Here is a 19875-nt window from a genome sequence, read left to right as displayed (position 1 = left end):
TCCAGCACTTAACAGGAGGAAAATAGCGCTTTACACACTTCACTAAACCAATAAGAAAAATGAAATCCATTATGAAGAAAACACTAAACATTGCTTTATTAACCATTAGCATGATGAGCCAAAGCGTACTTGCGGCTGATTATTATGTCAGCTCATCAAGTGGCGATGACCTCAACAACGGACTATCTCCAGAGGCACCCTGGGCTAGCCTGGAACACGTCAGCAATACGGCGCTACTCCCCGGAGACAAGGTCTTTTTTAAATCAGACGATACATTTATCGGGCAGCTCAAGCCTAGCTACTCCGGGGAAGAAGACGCACCCATCTTCTTTGGGCGCTATGGTGAAGGTGATCAGCCAATTCTGAATGGCGCAGGCGGCCCCAAAGGCGACCACCATGCGGCAATATTCATCAACAACCAGCAGTATCTGGAATTTGATGACCTGGAGATCACCAACGATCGACAGAGCTGGATTAACGGCTTCTCAAATAAAGAAGCCTACGGCATTGATGTTTACAACGATGGTACCGAAGTGATGCGTCACTTCAAGTTTACCAATCTAACCATACGTGACATCTACCCCGTGGTATTTGACCCCAGTGACTTCAATCAAATTAAGTCTGCCGGCATCAACTTCAAGACGGAAAAAAACACGGTCGCAGGTCAGGAAAAACATATCCGTGACGTAACGGTAGACAACTGCTACATCACCATGACCACGAAATTTGGTATCTGGTCGCGGCATGGTGGCGGAGAGAATGGCATCGGTAATGAGATGATCAACCGAAACATGAACTTCGTGCTAACCAACAACCACACCTACAAAACCGGCGGCAGCGGTATCACTCCGGGCAACACCTATAACGTGCTCGTGGAAAACAACTTGTTTGAATATCCAGGAGCGGACGAAAATGGCCGCATGGCTGGCCGCGGTAGTGGTGCTTGGTTTTTCAACACACGGCATGTTGTCGCCCAATACAATATATCCAAGCACGCCCGAGGGTCAGGTGATTCCTACGGAATGCATGTCGATCACTCAAACAAATATGTACTGTTGCAGTACAACTACAGTGAAGACAGTGAAGGCGGCTTTGCAGAGATCCTCGGAAACAATGAGTACTCGACCTACCGCTTTAACATCAGTGTGAATGACGGGTTCCGGGCAAACAAGGGCAATACCTTATGGGTCACCCAATTCCCGCACGACGAACCTAAGTCCAAGCACAACTACATCTACAACAACTCTGTTTATATCAACAAGACCCTAGACGGTACGCCTCTCACCACGGGGATTGATATAGATGGAATAAATACCTATGTGTACAACAACGCGTTCTACGTTGCGAACGGCGCAAGCATGGGCCAAAAACTGCTGTCCATCTACGATGGCACAGCACTGGATGTTGATAACAACATGTTCTTCGGTAATGTCGCAAACGGCTTTACGAATAGCGACTCCAACGCGATGATGGCCGATCCGCAATATTTGGAAAACGGCCATCTTACCCCGTCGGCATACAAATTGGAGTCCACCAGCCCGGCGATTGGTGCGGCAAGAGCCGTTGTCGAACCGCCATTTCCCAATGCAGGACAGGGAATTTTTTCCCATATCACAGCCGGCGCTACGGAAGACTACTTTGGTAACCCTGTAAACCTTGCAAACACAGGCGAAAATGTTGGCGCCTATAACGGCGCCGGTATTGGACCCACAGTATACGAGGCGGAAAACGCCACGCTAATTGGCGCCGTAAAGCTGAACAGCTGCAGCAACTACTCCAATGGACAGGCCGTAAAATCCATTAGTGGAGAAAGAAAAGTTGCTTTTGAAGACGTCTATGCGGATGTTGCCGGCTACTACACGATGCGTATCAGCACGCTAAGTAAGTCGGCCTCAAATGTTTCTTTCCAAGTAAACGACTCAGAAGTTCAGACAATTACTACAAGTGGCGCTGGCAGCTTTTGCTTTGAAGGCGGTATGCCAACGGAAGTAAGCGTCGTTGTCTACCTGGAAGCAGGAGCTAACACGATCACCTTCACCAACTCGGCGCCACTAGACCGAATCACTGTTGATAATAAAGCGGTGGTTGACTACGAGGCTGAGCATTCAATTTTGAACGGTACTGCCACGGCTACCAGCTGTGAGCTGGCCTCTAATGGCGAGATGGTGAAAAACATTGGTAACAACAGTACGAATTCAATCGTATTTGACAATGTGTTTGCGCCAGAGTCTGGCACTTATACTGTCTCTGTTTCCTACTATGCCAGTGCTGCGCGCGATCTGTCCGTGAAGACCAATTCCGGCTTCTTCGAAACGCACTCTGTCCCCGCATCCGGCGCGTGGTGTTACCAGGGTGGAGCACCAGCCAGCATTGATCTGGAGCTACCTCTGAACGCAGGAACAAACAGCATCGAGCTTAAGGATATAACGGTCGTCGATAAAATTTCCGTCGAGTGGTAACCGGTATTCCAGTTTAGGTTATTGCCCGGCACTAGCGGGCAATAACCATGGGAAAGCAGGCTCAAGTGTTTTGCGCAGCCTGCTTTCTAGCATTCTTTCTGGCCGCTTTCTTAGCTTTCTTTTTATCCTCTTTATCCTTGGCCATACCATTTTCTTTAGCCGCTTCCGCCTCTGCTTTCAATCGCTTCTTGTCCGCACCATAAATACTCCAATACGCGAGAAACTCTTCGACCGTTGGCGCCTCCTGCTCGGGCAACATAGCAGCCAGCTCCTTTAGCGTATCCTGGTGATCTTCACTAGAAGCGAGGTTGTGCCACTCGTTGGAATCCTGACGATGGTCGTACAACTCTTCTGCACCGTCGAAGTAGCGAATATAACGCCAATCTTCCGTGCGTACGGTGTAGTTTCCACGCCCCCAGGAAGATATGGCCGGGATGGATACCGGAGCATTCGGGTCGCGAAGCTGCGGTACCAGGCTCACGCCATCAACATATTCAGGCGCATCAAGTTTGGCCAATTCCGCAATAGTACGATACACATTAATCAAGGTAACCGCTTGTTCAACAGGTTTACCGGTGCCCTTCTGCGAGAAACGACGGTCATCGATAATGAACGGAACCCGGGAAGCCTCCTCCCACAAAGTAAACTTGCGGAAGGTCTTCTTTTCACCCATATGGTAACCATGATCTGACCAGAGGATCACTACCGTATTGTCTGCATCAGGGCCACTTTCTACCGCATCGATAATGCGGCCAACGTTGTAATCCACCCAGGATATACAGGCAAGATAGTTTCGACGGACTTCCTCCCACTTGTTATTACCAGAGAATTTTTTGTCGTCACCAGCACGACGCATACTGTTGGCCTCACGTCCAATATCATTCAAATCACTGGCGAGAATTTCTGGAGACTCAATCTTTTCTGGTAATGCATCGTAAAACTCGACGGGACAATCAAATGGAAGATGCGGCTTTACAAGTCCGATTGCAACAAAGTACGGTTTTTCATGTTCCCGTTGAATGACTTCAATACCATAGGACGCAACTTGGTGATCCGTCATTTCTTCCAGCGGGTTAGTAACAGGCCGAAAGGACGATTTCTTCGAGTTCCCGTCAGTAAACCCCTTACCCTCGGCAAATCGTTTGGAAACATTGTCAGAAACGAAATATTCACTCCACTCCTGCTCGCCATACTGGGGGCCGTGGTGGATTTTACCCGCGCCGTAGGTCTGGTAACCATTCTCCTTAAGGAAGCGCGGCAGGCTCGTATATTTCTGACTCAGTGACTTATGGATATCGTGGTCATAAAAAGGATACAGACCGGAATTGTAGGGCTCCACGCCATACAAGAGTGCATTGCGACTCGGAGAACACCCGGGTGCGACACTGTGGGCGTTCATAAAGGCCGTACCCTGGCTGGCCAACTCATCTAAATTCGGGGTACTTGCCTGTGAATGACCGCCCATATACCCCACCCAGTCATTCATATCGTCGATCGCGATAAATACAAAATTCGGTTTGGCGTTTTCCTTAGCCCACACCTGAGTGGCGACTAACTGCACCACCATAAAAGCAAGAAAAGCGACGATAAATCGTGTTGGTTTCATGAGTTTTCCATTAGATTTTTGTAGTCAACTGATATTCGGTTTCGGCATGGGCGTCGAAAATGAAAATTCCATATTCATTCTTTGACGCAGCAACCTCCCTACCCTGCTCGTCGGTAATTACCAGTTCTCGGCCCTGATAGCGCACCCGACAAAGCCCATCCTCTCGAGCGCGAAGTGTGCTGTGGGCGAGCTGGCCATTACGCCAGCGCACACCAACTTCATAGCCACTGCGGGCCTTGATACCGCGGACCGCACCCGATGCCCAATCACGGGGAAGCGCGGGCAGAAGATCGATATAACCGGCATGAGACTGCAGCAACATTTCGACGATAGCCGCCGTTGCCCCAAAGTTGCCATCAATCTGGAATGGCGGATGCAAGTCGAACAGGTTACTGGAGGTAGAGCGTTGGTAAAGCACATCCAGGTGGTGCTTCGCGGTCTCGCCATCATGAAGGCGAGCCATAAAGTTGATCATCCATGCCCGACTCCAACCGGTCGCCGCCCCGCCGTGTTCAAGCCGATGCTCAATCGTCTTGCGCGCGGCGTCGGCGAATTCGGGCGTCAGTAACGGGTGGATTTCGCTTCCGGGATACAGGGCGTAAAGATGGGAGATATGCCGGTGCCCGGGTTCAGCTTCTCGATAGGGATAGAACCATTCCATGATTCTTCCATTTTCGTCGAGGCGGATACCGGGAGAAAGCTGCCGGTACTTGTGCTCTAGCTCCTCAGAGAATTCATTGGAGATTGCCAGATGATCCAGTACTTCAAGCGTCGACTTAAAAAGCTGTCCGATCACCTGCTGATCCATTGCAGGCCCCATGGTTGTAGAGCGCTCCACCAGCTCACCCCCCTCTTCTACCAGAAATCGGTTTTCCGGTGAAACTGCAGGCCCTGATACAAGCAGGCCATTTTGAGGATGTGGCACCAGCCAATCAAAGTAGAACTCGCACACCTCACGCAATAGCGGGTAAACCTCGTCTCTGAGAAATGCCTCATCGCCAGAGAAGCGATAGCTCTCCACCAGATGACTCACCAGCCAGGCATTGCTATTGTGACTCAAACCCCAGTAAGGTCGTGCGGCACGGGTCCATACATCCGCCCATATATCCGTTGCGTGGGGACTTACCCAGCCACGCGCGCCAAAATTTTCGCGCGCTCTTTTTCGCCCCCGAACAGCAAGGCGCTTGATAAATTCAAATAACGGCCGCTGTAATTCACTAAGATTTACCAGGTCCGCCGGCCAGTAGTTCATTTGAAGGTTAATATTCAAATGATAATCCGCATTCCACGGGGCCCTGATGTGGCGATTCCATATACCTTGCAGATTTGCCGGCTGGCTGCCCACGCGAGAGCTGCTAATCAGTAGATATCGGCCGTAGTGGTAATAAAGTGCTGAAAATGCCGGATCGGGAGCACCTTGCTGAACCCCTTGCAGGCGCATATCGGTCGGCAAGGAGGTGTTTTCCGTTTCTTCCAGAGTAAGAACCGAGCGATGATAGAGAGCTTGGTAATCCTCAATGTGCGCACGCTTTAGCGCTTTCCACCCCTTGTTGATAGCGGCATTAATTTGCGCACGTGTGCGATCAACATAGTCTGGGGTATAAAAATCGGTATTCGCGGCAATGTAAATGATCACGCTATCTGCATTCTCTACCCGAAGATCTTTGCCCAGCTTCTTGAGGACACCCCCGATGGGTACCACCGTAACCTGGTTAAAGAATCTCACCCCTGCGCCATCATTTGGATCAATTCCCCCAACCTGCGTGACTTGCCCGGATTGCACCAGGGTATTACTGCCAACGACTCGAGTAGTCGCCGTCGGAATACCGTTATCCTCCGGACGGGACAGGCGCAGGGTGAAACTTAACGCGCCAGGCTCACTGGCAGTTAGCCGCGAGACCAGAATTTGGTCGGGCTGTGAAGAAAAGGTTTGGCGCTGAAAGCGCACGCCATCGTGCATATAGCTTACGCTGGCGACAGCGGTTTTCAGATCCAAAGCGCGATGAAAGTGACTGGCTTCGGCATGGTCAAATGTCAGAAACAGATCACCCAGGGTTTGATGAGAGCGCACGGGAGTCTGGTTGATCGAGAGCTCCCGCATAATGCCCTGCTCAACAGATGCGTGATCTCCGTTAAACAAGGATTCGCGGTATGCATCGAGCTTGACCTTAGAACCGCGGTTGAAGCGATCCGTCGGCTGCCCTGCCCACATGGAATCTTCGTTGAGCTGAAGGCGCTCGTGGCCTATTCCGCCGAATACCATGGCACCAAGGCGGCCATTACCGATCGGCAATGCCTGGTCCCAATTCAATGCGGGCTGCTCAAACCAAATTGCATGTGCAGGATCGTGCTCGGCCGACTCTGAAACGGCAATGTTTGGGGACAGCAGGAACGCAGCAATCAGACTCAATACATTGCGTTTTGAAGCGGTCGACATGGGCTGCGTTCCTGCAGGGGGATCAATTTGGCTGCGTCAGCCGGTACTCAACGTCATAGTTGTCCAGCTGAACACGTCGCCATTGCTCCCCTTCGAGGTATAGCGGGTGCGGCGCAGATACGTCCCAGTCTCCCAGCGCTTTCAGCATACGCACAACGCGTTCCCGGTGAAGGTGGGCAACATCATTCTGCTCGGACGGATCTGCTTTTACATTGAACAGCATCGGCAAGCGGTCAGGCAGGCGCACCAGTTTCCAGTCATCTTCCCGAATACTGGCACTGATTGTGAAACGCCACTTCATATCGTCGTTAGGGTTGCCCGCAACTTTGCCCGCGAGGTACGGGTACACGTTGGATCCATCGAGCTTGTCGGATTCGGCAATGGCGCCACCAGCAAGTTCAACGAAGGTTGGGGTAATGTCGAGTGCAGTTACCGGATATTCGTAACGCAATCCTGCCTCAATACCCTGTGGCCATGAAACCAGGAACGGAACACGGATACCGCCCTCCAACAAGCCCCCCTTGGAGCCACGATAGGGGGCATTCAGTGTCCATGGGTTTTTGGCGGCAATGGGACCACCGTTATCACTCAGAAACACCACCATGGTGTTGTCATAAAGTCCCAGTTCCTTGAGTTCACGAACAATCCGGCCAACGTTTACGTCCAGGTTGTGCACCATCGCGGCGTATGTGCGCCGCTTTTCATCGGCAATATGCTGGTACAGCGCCAAATCTTCTTCGGTGGCCTGCAACGGGGTATGCGGCGCATTGAAGGACGCATACAGGAAAAACGGCTTGTCTTTGTGACGACGGATAAAGTCGATACTTTCATTCGCCGTATCATCCGTTAGATAAGTGATGGGGTCTGGCGTTTTGAAGTTACTCTCCAATGGCGACAGATAGCCCTCCCCATCGGGCTCAGAACGGAAGTAGTCGTGCCCGCCTACCGGGTAGGTCCACACCTCGTGAAAGCCACGGCGGCTGGGTCGAAACTGATCCTGGTCGCCCAGGTGCCATTTGCCCATCAAGCCATTGATGTAACCAAGCTCAGCCAAACGATCCGCAATCGTTTTTTCGCCCACAGGCAAGCCGAAATACTCGGGCTTGAACTGCGGTACGGGTTTTACCGGGTTATTATCAAAACCAAAATTCACCTGATTACGGCCGGTCATCAGGCCTGCGCGGGAGGGGCCGCAAACCGGGGCGCTCACATAACCCTGGTCGATAATGGCCCCACTGGCTGCCAGCGCATCGATATTTGGCGTGCGAATCTGAGTGCTGCCGGTATAGCCCAGATCACCGTACCCAAGATCATCAGCCAGAATGAGTACGAAGTTCGGCTTTGCAGACTTTTCTGCGGCGGCAACATGAGGTGCCAAAATCGAAACAATCGCAGCGGCTGCAAAACGTATCCCGTACTTCAATATCCGATGCACTGTCATAAAACCACCTGTTAGTAAGAACCTTGAGTAATTTCAGCAATACGCGTGCGGAATTGCTCTACCAGCTCAGGGTTTTCAGCGGCAATGTTATTGTGCTCGCCAATATCCTGATCCAGATCATACAGCTGGTCGTCGCTCTGGTAGCCACCGCGGATTTTCTTCGCCTTGATAAATCTCGGCTTGCTGTCATTGCCCGGGATGAACTTGTAGTTATGATGACGCAGCGCAACGTTACCGAGCGACTCCTCCAACAGATCGGTACGCCCTTCTGTGCTTTCGCCCAGCCAAACGGCAAGCTGATCCAGGCTATCCACGGCCTCACCTTCAGGCACCTCAACACCAACCAGCTTCGCCAGAGAGGCGTAGATATCCATCTGTGAAACCAGCGCATCGCTCACCAGAGGCTTGATGGTGCCCGGCCAGTAGGCGATGGTCGGCACGCGGGTACCGGCTTCCAGACGGCTGTACTTACCACCACTGAACGGGCCGGCCGGTTTATGCTCACCCAGCAACTCAATGGCGCTGTCACGGTAGCCGTCAAACAGTACGGGGCCGTTGTCACTGGTAAAGATGATCAGGGTGTTTTCAGCCAGCCCCAGATTTTCGATTTCATCGATTACCCGGCCAGTCATCCAGTCCATCTGAACGATGGCATCACCGCGAACGCCCATGGTGCTCTTACCCTCGAACTGAGGGTGTGGCAGACGCGGCACATGAATATCGTGATAGGACTTGAACAGGAAGAACGGGTTGTCTTTATTCGCGCGAATAAACTCGATCGCCTTGTCGGTAAACACCTGAGCGAAGTCTTCGTCTTTCCACAGTGCAGATTCCCCGCCCGCCATATGGCCAATACGGCTTACACCATTGACGATGGTTTCATTGTGTTGCGGGTCTGCCCAGAAGCGCAGCAGTTCCGGATTTTCATAGCCGGTCGGGCGATCACCCACTTTACCGCGGTAGTTCACTTGAATCGGGTCTGCCTGGTCCAGGTTAACGACATTGTGATTCTCTACGTATACGGTCGGTACGCGGTCACCGGTCGCGGGTAGCAGGAAGCTGTAGTCAAAGCCGATTTCCAGGGGCCCGGGCTTGATGTCTGCATTCCAATCGACGTTGCCGTCGCCCAACCCAAGGTGCCACTTACCTACCACCCCGGTGGTGTAACCGGCTTTTTTCAACATGGATGCCAGGGTCGCTTTACCTGGCTGAATCAGTGCAGGTGCATCGCCTTTGAGGATTTTCGCCTGACTGCGGAAACCGTGCTCTCCAGTTAAGAGGGAGTAGCGCGATGGGGTGCAGGTAGCTGCAGACGAATGCCCATCGGTGAAACGGATGCCGTTATCGGCAATACGGTCAATTGCTGGCGTTTCAACGCCGGTGGCACCGTAAGAACCCAAATCGCCCCAGCCCAGATCATCAATATAGAAAATCACTACATTGGGCTTTTTGTTTTCTTCATGTGTGACTGTCGGAATTGCCACATCTTCAGATTGGCTGCAGCCACTCAAAGCTGTCGTCAGCGCCAATGAAGCTGCGATTAATTGCTTCTTGATCATTTGCTCTCACCTACTTTGTTGTTCTTTTTGCGCTGGTTATTGTTTTTACGCTTTTTATTCTTTGCCGGCTTTTTCCAGCCATGGGCATCAGGGAATGCAGGAGCGGGGAAACTTTCACTCCAGGCATCAACCTGCTCATCTAAGTATTCCGCGCGTTCTTGCTTGCTCGCGCTGAGGTCTTTGCTTTCACTCAGATCACTGGAGACATCAAACAGCATTCGCTCGTCGCCCTTGCGGACAAACTTTTCATCCCCCATACGCACGGCAACACCACCCGCTTTCAAATGGCGCCAGAACAGGACATCGTGGGGAAGACCGTCGTCTTCACCGGTTAGGAAGGGAATCAGGTCAACTCCATCCAGCGGCTTGTTCTCACTGGTGTCGACATTTGCCTGCGAGGCAATGGTCGCGAGAATATCCATTGAGCTCACCGGGTTTGCGTAATCGAAACCTGCCGGAATCACACCGGGCCAGCGCGCTGCGAAAGGAACCCGCACACCACCTTCAAAAAGCGAGTTTTTGCCATCGCGCAACGGGCCATTATCGGAGGCATTGTGCCGCTCCGGGCCACCGTTGTCCGAGAGGAAAAATACCAGCGTATTGTCATCAATACCCTGCTCTTTCAAGGTGTCGAGAATCCGCCCAACACCATCATCCACGGCCGCAATCATCGCTGCATAGGTACGACGACGCTCGTTCTCGATATGGCGATAGCGATCCAGATACTCCTGGCTTGCCTGCAGCGGTGCATGTGGTGCGTTATAGGAAACATACAAAAAGAACGGGTTGTCCTTTTCTCGCTTGATGAAGTCGACCGCCTCATGGGACAACTCGTCCGTCAGATACTCATCGAAGTCGATGCGCTCTTCATTTCTTAGCAAACGGGTCTGGTACCAATCGTACTTGTGCTCAACTTCGCTCAAGTCATTGAACACCATTTCTTCAGGAAAATAGCGGTGCCCCCCGGAAAGAAACCCATAGAAGTAGTCGAAACCACGCTTGTTCGGCCGCATATCTGGATGCGTCCCCATATGCCATTTACCCACGATCCCGCTGGTATAGCCCGCTGGCTGTAGCACTTCCGCAATATTCTTTTCACTGAGAGGAATACCGTTGCCGGGCACACTCGGGTCAACACTCGGGTTGAAGTTAAACCCGAAGCGCTCCTGATGGCGACCAGTCAGCAGGCCTGCACGGCTTGGCCCGCACACAGAGAAGGTCACATAACCATTGGTAAAACGCGCACCCTCATTCGCGATGCGGTCGATATGCGGCGTAGCAATCTCAGTACTGCCGTTGAACCCAACATCTTGATAACCCTGGTCATCCGTCAGGATCACAATGAGGTTGGGCTGCTTGCCAGCTACCCCGGCCTCTGCATTAACTTCAGAGTCCGCGGAAACCTGAACAGATAACGCCAGAGCGGCCAGGAATGCCGAAAATTTCTGCAACATCATAGGATTTATTCTTGTTCCACACTTATCAGTCACATTATGCATACTGCCCCACAAATGGCAACGTTCCCATATTCAGGCCGCACACCAACAAGCTGGCGCCAGCATGCACCGATCAAGCAAGGCTTAAGCCTCAATTCAATACAACCTCAGGGAGATGGAAAGACTTCAAGATATTGATAAAAAAGGAATTTATTCGCAATCCCACCCCTATTGAAGCCCATTTGGCTTGCGCATCCACACATCTCGCACCAGCTGCTTTCAATCACTCCCAGAGGAAACTAGACATGTGGCTGTAATTCCTTATCATTTTGGTAACGATACCACAGCCATCACAAAGCAATAACAAACCATGCCCCACAAACTACTGCTCTGCGCCCTGACCTCTACCCTCCTTTCCGGGCTATCCACTTTTTCCACTGCTGGGACGAGTACCCCCCCAGAAACCGCACGCCCGAATATTGTCTGGCTGGTCACCGAGGACAACTCCAAGCACTACCTGAAGCTTTATGACCACCAGGGTGCGAGCATGCCGGCCGTAGAGGAATTGGCTGAAGACGGCCTCGTGTTCACCAACGCTTTTTCAAACTCACCGGTTTGCTCTACAGCACGCACCACCCTCGCCACCGGCCTGTACACAACGACCACCGGCACTATGAACCACCGCGGCTATACAAAAGCTGAACTGCCGGATGGACTTCCTCCTTTCAGCGAATTGCTGAGACGTGCCGGCTACTACACCAGCAACAACGTCAAAACTGACTACAACTTTTCGCGCACCGAGGAGTGGTGGGATGAGCTGTCCAGCCAGGCCCACTGGAGAGGTCGCGCCGAAGGCCAACCCTTCTTCCACATGCAGACCTTTGGCATCACCCACGAAGGCAAATTGCACTTTAAGCCCGCGGCACTAGAGAACAGCCCAACCGCACACTCCCCAGAAGACATAGAGCTGGCCCCGATATATCCAGACACCCCGCTGTTTCGCTATACCCACGCGCGAACACTCGACAACCACGTAAAGGCCGATCGCATGATTGCCGGAGTAGTGGAACAGCTAAAGCAGGATGGAGAACTGGAAAACACATTTATCTTCTACTTCGGGGACCACGGTGGGGTGCTTCCAGGCAGTAAGGGATATGTCTTTGAGCGAGGCTTAAGTGTGCCGCTGGTAGTCCGCGTCCCAGAGAACTTTAAGCACTTGGTGGGCAAAGGCCTGGAACACGAAGGCACCCGTGTAAGTGGGCTGGTGAGCTTTATTGATTTTGCGCCCACCGCTTTGCAGTTGGCCTCCATTGAGGCACCCGCCGCATACCCCGGTAAGGCATTCCTCTCCCCTGGCACCAGCCTGGAGCAGCTGAATCTGCGTGACGAAGCCTATGGACAGGCAGACCGATTCGACGAAAAGTCCGACTTGGTTCGCAGCTTACGCAAGGGCAACCTGAAATACATCCGCAATTACCAGCCCTACTACCCCGATGGACTGGAAAATTTTTATCGCTACAAACAGGAAGCGTACAAAGAGTGGCGCAACCTGTTCCAGGCGGGAGAGCTTAACGCGCAGCAAGCCGCATTCTTCAAACCGAAACAGCCAGAAGCACTCTATAACCTGGAAGTAGACCCCTACGAGACCAACAACCTTGCAGAGCACCCAGATTACCAGCCGCAACTGCAGGCAATGCGGACCCAACTGCGAACACACCAACTCGCATATCCCGACCTTGGTTTTATCCCGGAGTCTCGTCTGGTTCAGAAAAAACTAGAAAGCAGCCTCTATACATACGGCCGAGAGCATAGCGCGCACATCCAAGAGCTGATTGACATTGCTGACCTGCAGTTACTGCCCTTCGACCAAGCAATGCCAAAACTAAAAGCAGCGCTTGAACAGAACGATCCCGACAAGGTGTATCGCGCTCTGGTATCCGCCACCAGCTTCGGCAAGCAAGCCTCAGCATTCACGGCGAAGGCCCGCGAACTGCTGGTAAAATCCAGCAGCATACAAGTCCAGTCACGCGCCATGGAGTTCCTGGCAATGGTCGCCGGCGATAATCCAATCGCGACCTTCTCCGCATTGTATGGGGCGACCAAACACGACATGGAAAAAGTGGAACTGCTCAACATTGCCGCTCTGCTAAAAGAGCAACGCGGCTTTATCTTCGAACAACCGAGCGGCCTGAAAATTTTGCCACCCGTAAAAGGTACCCCCTCCGCGAAGGTAGACACCTGGCTCTATAACCGCTGGCAGTATATTACTCAGCTGTAACGCACCTGCCGGCCATCCTGCCCGCGATGGCCGGCGCCTCCACTGCCCTATCCGACCCAACCCGGCCCGACCACCCGGAACACCGAAGTAGATTTAATGCGCAACCAACTCTCAGCCCTGCTGCTCATGCTGATCGCAAATGCAGCTCCAACCTTCGCCTCCGACAACAACTGTGTTGCCTGCCACGCAGAACAGGTGGCCTCCTGGCAAGAGTCGGATCACGCTAAGGCCATGGAACTACCAACGGAACAATCCGTTCTCGGCGATTTCGACAACACCACTGCCGAGCATTTCAGCCAAAAAGCGCGATTTTACCGGTCTAATGGACGGTTCAAGATTGATTTCGAAGAACAGGGGGATAAGTCGCAATACCAGGTAGCCTACACATTTGGACACTACCCTCTTCAGCAATACCTGATCGAAACTGGCAATGGAAAACTCCAGGTGTTCCCCTTCGCCTGGGACAGCCGGCCACAGCCACAGGGCGGTCAACGCTGGTATCCGATCTACCCCGATGAAGATATTCAGTCTGCGGACCGACTGCACTGGCTACAACCCATGCAGAACTGGAACGGGATGTGTGCGGATTGCCACTCAGATGGCTTGAAGCGCAACTACTCGATACCCGATAACCGCTTTGATAGCACATGGGACAATATCAATGTTGGGTGCCAGTCCTGTCATGGAAAAATGCCCGAACATGGGAATTCCATATCCAAAGAAGATTCCGCTACTACACCCCACTCTGAAGCGGCCGCTGATGTCACTGGCTGGATGCTTAACCCCGGAGATGCGGTAGCCCATTGGCTAGGAAAAAAGCGTGACCCTGCACTCATGGACACCTGCTTTTCCTGCCACTCCCTAAGATCTCCTCTTACCGATGGCTTCGAACCCAGCACTCCATACCTAGACCAGTTTTCTCCGACACTACTGGCTCAGCCGCTCTACCACGCCGACGGCCAGATCAAGGACGAAGTGTATGTTTACGGCTCATTTTTGCAGAGCAAAATGTACCAAGCGGGTGTGGACTGCATGGATTGCCACAACCCACACAGCATGAAGGTAAAGGACACCGGCAACGGATTGTGCCTCCAGTGCCACAACCCCACGGTGTACCAGCAAGAGTCACATACCCACCACCCATTGGATTCCGCTGGCGGGCAATGCGTTAACTGTCACATGCCCTCAACCACCTATATGGGGGTCGACGCACGACGCGACCACAGTTTCAAAATTCCTGCACCTCACCTTTCGGGCCGCTATGACACGCCGAATGCATGCAGTAACTGTCACCAGGATAAGTCGAATCAGTGGGCGAGCGAAGCCGTCGCACGCTGGCATGGCAACCCCGAGCCATTATCAAACGCCGAGCGCCTGTTTATGACGCTGCAACACAGTGGAAACCTGCCTCCGGCAGACCATTTCCAGCTAATCAATAGCACCGATCTCAGTGAAATCAAACGCGCGAGCGCGATTGCCCTCTTACCCAATAGCCTCAATAAACTCGCAGATGCCGACATTCAGCCTTGGGTAGAAAGCCAGGAACCCCTGATACGGCTCGCGACCGCCAAAATTGGCCACCTGTTACCGGAGGAGGAACGGCAAAAATCCTTCGCACGACTCATAAAAGACCGCTACAGAGCGGTTCGCGTTGCGGCCGCACTAAACCTCATTGGCTTGAACACTGGTACGCAAGAGCTCCAACAACGCGCTTTTTCCGAGCTGACCGAGGCGAATGCCGTAGCCAGCTGGCGCGGGGAAGGAAATCTGAATCGCAGCCTAATGCTGAGCCGACAGGGAAAAGCCGAGGAAAGTATTCGCGCTATGCAGAACGCCATTGAGGTTGACCCACATTTCGACGCTTCCTATATCAACCTGTCAGACACTTATCGCAACCTCGAGCAATATGACAAGGAACGTAACACTCTGGCTCAGGGGCTGAAAAACAACCCCAGGTCCGGCGCACTACACTACGCCCAGGGCCTGCTTGATATTCGCTCTGGCGACAAAAGCACATCCGTGAAGTCTTTCCGCGAAGCCATACGCCATGAACCCGGCAACGAGCGGTATGCATATCTGTACTTTCTCGCACTGGATAGCATTGGACAGACCAACAAAGCACTACGAGAACTGAAGCCGCTGGTTACGCGTTACAGTAACAACACACAATTAATCCAGCTTGGACTGAACTTCTCACAGAAACTACAGGACCGACAAAGCTTCCAGTTCTTCGTTCTTCAGGCACAAAAACGATCTGAGCATTAAAAGATTGGAATATTACCGAGGCTACCGTACGGTAGACCTCGGCGCTCAACAAGAAACGAGCGCAGACTTAAAGCGCCCCAAATTGATACGTCAGGCGATGGCGATATTGCTCACCACCGTGCAGTACAATGGAGGGAAAGTTCGGCTGATTCAGGGCATCGGTATAACCCTGACTCTCAAAGCACACCCCCTGGCCAGGCTCAAATGGATCAGACAAAAATCTGGATGAGTAGACCTGCATCGCGGGCTGATCACTAAATACCGCCAATTTGATTTTGTTCGTTTCCGAGACCAATTCAGCCTTGGGAAGATCCGGTCCATCGGCCTCCATTACGAAACAGTGATCCACGCCCTCCTCCAGAATTTGCGAATACTGATTATTCGCTAGGAAGTCCCCAACCCTCTGCCAATCCTTCAGACGAAAACCGGTTTCGGCAGCATCGACAAGGCTTCCGGTAGGAACACCATCCCCGCGCTTCTGTAAGAACTTTTCGGTATTCAGACGAAATGTCAGGTTTTCGATACCTTGCTCACCCAACGAGAAATAAGCGTGGTTCGTCATATTGACAGGAGTATCCCGGTCCGAGTCAGCTGTCATTTCGACGTGCAGCGCGTTGCTTTCATCAAGCCAATAGCGCACCACGAATTCTCGATTCCCGGGAAAACCATCCTCGAGGTGTGCCAATGTAAGCCGCAAAACCGCTTCATTCGGGGCCGATTGCGCCAGTGTCCAGTAGCGGTAGGAGATATTACCCACGCCTCCATGCACACAGTTTTCGCCGTCATTCGCGTCCAACTGGTAACGGGTACTGTTCAGAGAAAACGCTGCATTACTGATGCGATTACACACGGGCCCGCAGGTTGCCCCCAAGTAGAAATCGTCTTGCAGCATCTCTTGCGGGTCTGCGTGGGTCACCGTCATTTCGCGGAACTGGCCATTCGCCAAACATTGAATTGAGGCAATTCGAGCCCCGTAATTCAATACCGTTACCCGCATTCCCTGGCTATTTTCCAGCAATGCGGACTCAAGCATCCTCTGTATTCTCCACAGCCTTGTAGCCATTTGGGTTGCCTGACTGCCAGCGCCAGGTATCTGCCATCATCTGTGCCAGTGGCCGCTTCGCTACCCAGCCGAGCACCTGTTTGGCCTTGCTTGCATCGGCCCAAAAGGCTGCGAGATCCCCTGCACGGCGAGACGCCACCTGATAAGGAATGGGCTTTTCACATGCCTGCTCGAATGCGTTGACAATCTGAAGTACAGAAACACTGTTACCGGTGCCCAAATTGAACACTTCAACCCCGCGAAACTCTCGCGCCTTCTGCATCCAATCAAGTGCTGCTACATGACCTTCAGCCAGATCCATAACATGCAGGTAGTCACGCTCACAGGTACCATCTGCGGTTGGATAATCGTCACCAAAAATGCTCAGATGGCTACGCTTGCCTACCGAAACCTGTGCAACAAATGGCAGTAGGTTATTCGGGATACCATTTGGGTCTTCGCCGATAAGGCCACTTTCATGGGCCCCAATGGGGTTAAAGTAGCGAAGCGATACGCCCCTGAAGTCACCATTTGCTTTGGCCTGATCGGCCATGACCATTTCCACCATGAGCTTGCTCACCCCATAGGGAGAGCTGGGCTCACCCATTGGCATGGTTTCCATGTATGGCGACTTGTTCTTTTCGCCGTAAACGGTTGCCGAGGATGAAAAAATAAAGTCATGCACACCGTGCGCCTGCATGACTTCCAATAGGCACAGGCTGCCATGCACATTATTCTGATAATACTGGAGTGGAATCTGCGCGGACTCACCCACGGCCTTCAGCGCGGCAAAGTGAATGACAGCACCTATAGCATGCTCGGAAAACACACGCTCCAGTGACGCCCGATCCTGAATATCACCCTCGATAAAGGTAACAGACGAACCACTCAGCTTCTCTACACGCCGGATGGACTCCAGGCTGGAGTTACACAAGTTGTCATAGACCACCACCTCATAATCCGCATTAAGCAGACTTAACACCGTATGGGATCCGATATAACCAGCACCACCGGTCACTAACACTTTCACAATGGTTTTCCTTGTATACAATTATTCTCGAAACGCGCCCGGCGCAGTACGGCAAACGTAAATGTCAGGAGTCAACCCGAACTGCTTCGGATACTCCGTACTGACCACATCAAAGACCTGCTGGACCTTTTCCTTCGGAGCCAGCGCCACAACACACCCCCCAAAGCCGCCACCGGTCATTCTGACACCGCCGGACTCCCCAATGATCTCATCAATCATTGATACCAGGCCATCCAGTTCCTTCGTTGTCACTTCGAAGTCGTCCCTGAGGGACTCATGCGACGCCTTCATCAGGGTACTCAAACGCGCAGTATCCTTTTCGATCAGTGCGCCTAAAGTGTCCCGAGCGCGATCGTTTTCAGTGATCACATGACGCGCCCGACGGTAAGAGACATCGTCTAACTGGCGTTTGTTGGCTTCCAAATCTTCAATTGTCAGATCCCGCAATGCCGGTTTTTCCAGTGTTTTTGCCACAGTTTCACACTGCTGCCGACGCGTATTGTACTCACTATCCACCAGGCCCCGCTTGACATTAGAGTTGATAATGACGATTTCCAGATCGGGCGGAACGGGAACATCCTCAAATGTCAAGCTGCGACAATCCAGCAGCATCGCATGGCCATCCTTACCCATCGCGGAAATCAATTGATCCATGATCCCGCAATTGCAGCCAACAAAATTATTCTCCGCATCCTGCCCCATCAACGCGGCCTTAACGCCGTCCAGAGGCAGATTGTTTAATGCGGCTACCGTCTTCAGGATGGCGATTTCCAGGCTTGCGGAAGAGCTAAGCCCGGCCCCTAGTGGCACATTACCAGAAATGACCATATCGACACCGCGGATGTCTGGGTACACCTTCATCAGCGCCAGTAAGGAGCCACCCACATAGTTGACCCACATTTTTTCCTGATCAAAGGCAATCTCATCCAGGCTGAACTCTGATGATTCGCCATTGCAGTCCAGCGCCAGCACTCGCACACGCCGATCTTCGCGTAGTGACGCCGCAATATCGGTACCAAAGTTGATCGCTGCGGGCAGTACGAAGCCATCATTGTAATCTGTATGGTCACCGATCAAATTCACGCGGCCAGGGCCATGAAAAATCCCGCTGGATTGGTAGCCGAAACGTTCGGTGAAGGCATTTTCTACATTTTCTTTACGTGACATATTCTTCTTCTCCGGCGGCTCGATTAGCGCGCAGACTTATAATGTTGGCTTGGCAGATCACGCAGTCGCTGTGCAGCTTGCTCCGCAGTCAGGTCACGCTGTCCCTCCGCCATCATTTCGTAACCCACCATGAATTTACGCACCGTGGCCGATCTAAGTAGCGGCGGGAAAAAGGTTCCGTGCAGGGTCCACTCTGGGTGATCTTCACCGTCGTAAGGAGCCCCGTGCCACCCCATCGAGTACGGGAAGGAACAATTGAACAGGTTGTCGTATCGGATGGTTATCTGGCTCAGAATATCTGCGAGACTGAGCTTTTGCTCCCCGGTAAGTTGCGTCATGCGCGCCACCCGAAATTTTGGCAGCAATAGCGTTTCAAACGGCCAGCACGCCCAGTAAGGAACGACAACCATCCAGTCCGCGTTCTCTACAACCGTGCGCTCCTTCAGATCACGTTCGCGGTTTACATAGTCCGCAAGAAGAGGAGAGCCATACTGCGCGAAGTAATCCAACTGGGCAGCATGCTTTTTCTCAACCAGGCTCGGCAACTGTTGCTGCGCCCAGACTTGGCCGTGCGGGTGCGGATTGGAACAACCCATTGCAGCGCCCTTGTTTTCAAACACCTGCACCCACTGGTAAACCTCTCCCAGCTCGTGGCACTGGGCCTGCCAGGTATCCACCACCAACGCAATCGCACTCAATGGCAACTCTGGTAGCGTCTTACTGTGGTCCGGGGAGAAGCAGATTACCCGGCTCTCCCCGACTTCCGTGGCCATCTTGAACAGTGGATCGTCACTAGATGCCTGCGGGATGTCTTCACGCAATGCGGCAAAGTCATTCTTAAAAACGTAAGTACCTGTGTACTTTTCGTTCACTTCCCCGTTGATACGCGTATTGCCTGCACACAGATAGCATTTCTCGTCGTAAGGAGGTGTCTCCCCCTCATCAACGGTTTCTACTTGCCCCTGCCACGGACGCTTGGCCCGATGAGGAGACACAAGAACCCACTCTCTGGTCAGAGGATTGAAGCGTCTATGGGTATGGTCGGTTGGGTCGAAGGTATTCGTCATTATTTCTTTCCCGGGGTCACCAGCTATCGTGATTTTTCGCTAGGGTAAGCGCTTACCCTTTACTGTGCAACCAGAAAATCACCTGTAA

12 protein-coding genes are annotated in these 19875 nt (G+C 52.5%); 3 read left to right on the top strand and 9 right to left on the bottom strand.

From position 1 onward, the window contains the following. Positions 1-71: 71 nt before the first annotated feature. Positions 72-2459, top strand: a complete 2388-nt coding sequence (locus LCM31_RS08855) for a carbohydrate-binding protein (protein ID WP_224869252.1) — start codon at positions 72-74, stop codon at positions 2457-2459. 61 nt (positions 2460-2520) lie between these two features. On the opposite strand, the gene LCM31_RS08850 is transcribed toward LCM31_RS08855, so the two are convergent. From LCM31_RS08850 to LCM31_RS08830, 5 genes are read right to left on the bottom strand one after another with little or no spacing between them, the layout of a single operon-like run. Beyond that, positions 2521-4065 carry a sulfatase gene (locus LCM31_RS08850; protein WP_224869250.1) on the bottom strand — a complete coding sequence of 515 codons (1545 nt, stop codon included), beginning with the start codon at positions 4063-4065 and terminating at the stop codon, positions 2521-2523. Positions 4066-4075: 10 nt separating this feature from the next. Continuing rightward, the gene (locus LCM31_RS08845; RefSeq protein ID WP_224869249.1) at positions 4076-6502 is read right to left on the bottom strand and encodes a glycoside hydrolase family 95 protein; all 2427 of its coding nucleotides are present in this window, start codon (positions 6500-6502) and stop codon (positions 4076-4078) included. Between the two features lie 22 nt (positions 6503-6524). Continuing rightward, positions 6525-7943, bottom strand: a complete 1419-nt coding sequence (locus tag LCM31_RS08840) for a sulfatase-like hydrolase/transferase (protein ID WP_224869247.1) — start codon at positions 7941-7943, stop codon at positions 6525-6527. An 11-nt stretch (positions 7944-7954) separates the two neighbouring features. Further along, the gene (locus tag LCM31_RS08835) at positions 7955-9502 is read right to left on the bottom strand and encodes a sulfatase family protein (protein ID WP_224869245.1); all 1548 of its coding nucleotides are present in this window, start codon (positions 9500-9502) and stop codon (positions 7955-7957) included. Continuing rightward, positions 9499-10959 carry a sulfatase gene (locus tag LCM31_RS08830; RefSeq protein ID WP_224869243.1) on the bottom strand — a complete coding sequence of 487 codons (1461 nt, stop codon included), beginning with the start codon at positions 10957-10959 and terminating at the stop codon, positions 9499-9501. Before LCM31_RS08830 ends, LCM31_RS08835 begins: the two co-directional genes overlap by 4 nt. Positions 10960-11308: 349 nt before the next feature. On the opposite strand from LCM31_RS08830, the gene LCM31_RS08825 reads away from it, so the two are divergent. After that, positions 11309-13216: a sulfatase family protein gene (locus LCM31_RS08825; RefSeq protein ID WP_224869241.1), complete on the top strand. Its 1908-nt coding sequence runs from the start codon at positions 11309-11311 to the stop codon at positions 13214-13216. A 96-nt stretch (positions 13217-13312) separates the two neighbouring features. Beyond that, positions 13313-15481, top strand: coding sequence for a multiheme c-type cytochrome (locus LCM31_RS08820; protein ID WP_224869239.1), 2169 nt, complete (start codon positions 13313-13315; stop codon positions 15479-15481). Between the two features lie 67 nt (positions 15482-15548). Here the strand turns inward: LCM31_RS08820 and LCM31_RS08815 are convergent, their stop codons facing one another. The 4 genes from LCM31_RS08815 to LCM31_RS08800 are packed head-to-tail and all read right to left on the bottom strand — an operon-like array spanning position 15549 to position 19787. Further along, positions 15549-16514: an aldose epimerase family protein gene (locus tag LCM31_RS08815; RefSeq protein ID WP_224869237.1), complete on the bottom strand. Its 966-nt coding sequence runs from the start codon at positions 16512-16514 to the stop codon at positions 15549-15551. After that, complete coding sequence (gene galE, locus LCM31_RS08810; protein ID WP_224869236.1) at positions 16507-17553, bottom strand: UDP-glucose 4-epimerase GalE; 1047 nt, start codon at positions 17551-17553, stop codon at positions 16507-16509. The genes LCM31_RS08815 and galE overlap by 8 nt, the downstream gene beginning before the upstream one ends. 21 nt (positions 17554-17574) lie before the next feature. Then, on the bottom strand, positions 17575-18720 hold the full coding sequence (gene galK, locus LCM31_RS08805; protein WP_224869234.1) for a galactokinase: 1146 nt from the start codon (positions 18718-18720) through the stop codon (positions 17575-17577). Positions 18721-18743: 23 nt separating this feature from the next. Further along, entirely contained in the window at positions 18744-19787 is a 1044-nt protein-coding gene (locus tag LCM31_RS08800; RefSeq protein ID WP_224869232.1) for a UDP-glucose--hexose-1-phosphate uridylyltransferase, read from the bottom strand. Positions 19788-19875: the final 88 nt, after the last annotated feature.

The sequence above is a fragment of the Microbulbifer agarilyticus genome, assembly GCF_020171345.1.
GTDB lineage: Bacteria > Pseudomonadota > Gammaproteobacteria > Pseudomonadales > Cellvibrionaceae > Microbulbifer > Microbulbifer agarilyticus_D.
Note: the sequence above shows the minus strand (reverse complement) of the source record. Positions and strands in the feature narration are given on the sequence as shown.